Genomic DNA, 511 nt, shown 5'->3' on the forward strand with positions numbered 1-511 from the left:
GTCTTTGCAAGCTGTCAATTGCTAACAGTCAAAAACATTACCTTTCATCCGCTGATGATGGCCATCTCACGTAGGTTATTGATTGGTAAAGGTGAAATTTATTCGTCGGGTTTTTTAAACTTTTCGAAGTTGTTGAAGTCGCGGAGGTTAGATGGTGCGCGTGATAGCAAATTATTTTCAATCTTACATGTTTCGGTTCGTAAGAAGTTTTGATTTTAGATGCATCGCTTCGGATGCTGCTGGCCCGAGTAACTAAGGTCGTCTATGAATAGTTACGGTCGTTCGCGGGTAAATGTTCGTGCTGCATATTTCTTGAAGTCAAACCGGTGAGCCGAGGCAATCATGAGTGTTCTGGTAACGGGTGCCGCAGGTTTTATCGGTTATCACACGGTCATGCGTTTATGTCGCGAAGGGCTAGAGGTTGTGGGTATCGACAATCTCAATCCTTATTACGACGTCAAACTCAAACAGGCGCGTTTGCAGAGATTGCAGACGCTGGTCAATTTTACGT

At 44.2% G+C, this 511-nt stretch carries 2 protein-coding genes; both read left to right on the top strand.

Features of this window, described 5'->3' with window-relative positions; all coding sequences use genetic code 11:
• Positions 1–213, top strand: a 213-nt coding sequence (locus J5M71_RS27235; RefSeq protein WP_207838641.1) for a hypothetical protein, incomplete at its 5' end; no start/stop codon positions are given.
• Positions 214–342: 129 nt separating this feature from the next.
• Positions 343–511, top strand: a 169-nt coding sequence (locus J5M71_RS27240; protein WP_207838643.1) for an NAD-dependent epimerase/dehydratase family protein, incomplete at its 3' end; no start/stop codon positions are given.

The sequence above is a fragment of the Pseudomonas sp. 43(2021) genome, from assembly GCF_017490805.1.
GTDB lineage: Bacteria > Pseudomonadota > Gammaproteobacteria > Pseudomonadales > Pseudomonadaceae > Aquipseudomonas.